Annotated in this window: 2 protein-coding genes; one reads left to right on the top strand and one right to left on the bottom strand. The window is 75.5% G+C overall.

All coding sequences use genetic code 11. From position 1 onward, the window contains the following. The coding region (locus ACWEVO_RS36580) for a hypothetical protein (RefSeq protein ID WP_452311959.1) at positions 1 to 560 on the top strand (560 nt) is incomplete at its 5' end. 56 nt (positions 561 to 616) lie between these two features. Here ACWEVO_RS36580 and folE read toward each other — a convergent pair. Next, a complete protein-coding gene (folE, locus tag ACWEVO_RS36575; protein WP_452311960.1) occupies positions 617 to 1222 on the bottom strand; it encodes a GTP cyclohydrolase I FolE in 606 nt (201 codons plus the stop codon). Positions 1223 to 1326 lie beyond the last annotated feature (104 nt).

The following is a 1326-nucleotide window of genomic DNA, read 5'->3' as shown; positions in this document are numbered from 1 at the left end:
CGACCGAGCAGGCCCGGTCGGTGGCGGCGGCGCGGGAGGAGTTGACCGCCGTGCGGGAGCGGCTCGCCCCGCAGCAGGCCCGGCTGCGCGAGCTGGGCGTACCGGCGATGTCGCTGCTGCCCACGCCACCCGAGGTGACGGAGGCGGCCCGGTCGATGGCGGGTGGACCGGCAGCCGTGCTGGCCGCCCTGCGCAGCGCCCGGGGCTGGGCGGAGGCGGCCGAGGACACCCTCGCCGCCCGGGGCCTGCCCCGGCTGGCCCGCTGGTCGGCACGCCCCCGCAACCTGCTGGTGTACGGGCCGCTCGCGCTGCTGGTCCCGCTGGTCCAGCTGCTGCTCTTCGCCGCCACCGGCACCGGGGCGGTGAGCATCGCGGCGCTGGTGGTGGGGTTGCCGATGCCGGCGGTCGCGTTCATGGTGGGCTGGCTGGCGGTGGGACGGCTGTTCCGGCCCCGCCCGGCGGACCGGGTGGACCGGACACCCCGCTTCGGCGCGCTGGTGTGCCTGGTCCCGGCGGTGCTGGCCACCGCCGGGCTGGTCCTGGCGATGTTCCCGGGCTGACCGCGGACACGCCGGTGGCCCCCGCTCGGGGAGCGAGGGCCACCGGGCGGTACGCCTCAGCGCGGGATGATCAGCGACATCGCCTCGGCGCGCGACTTGGCGTCGCGCTGGAACGTGCCCCGGACCGCCGAGGTGATCGTCTTCGCGCCCGACTTCTGGATGCCGCGCATCGCCATGCACATGTGCTCGCACTCGAGCACCACCACGACGCCGCGCGGGGCCAGTTTGGCCATCAGCAGGTCGGCGATCTGCGAGGTGAGCCGTTCCTGCACCTGCGGGCGGCGGGCGAACACCTCGACCAGCCGGGCCAGCTTGGACAGCCCGGTGATCCGGCCGTCCGGCCCGGGGATGTAGCCGATGTGCGCGACGCCCCGGAAGGGCAGCAGGTGGTGCTCGCAGAGACTGGTCACGTCGATGTCGCGGACCAGCACCAGTTCCTCGTGGTTGGCCTCGAAGGTGGTGCTGAGCACCTGCGCCGGGTCCACCCGCAGGCCGGCGAAGAGCTCGGCGTACGCGCGGGCGACCCGGGCCGGGGTCTGCTGGAGGCCGTCCCGGTCCGGGTCCTCGCCGACGGCGATGAGGATCTCCCGGACCGCCTTCTCGATCCGGGCCAGGTCGACCGTCTCCTCGACCGGGCGCCCGGTCAGCTTGCCGCTGATCAGGCGCGCGGCGACGAAGTCGAGGCCGTCCTCATCGGGCTCGGTCGCGGAGACGGGCCGCGGCGCGGTTGGGGCGGGGGCAGGCGGGTCGGGGGTGCGTGGTGGAG

The sequence above is a fragment of the Micromonospora sp. NPDC003776 genome (assembly GCF_053605645.1).
Note: the sequence above shows the minus strand (reverse complement) of the source record. Positions and strands in the feature narration are given on the sequence as shown.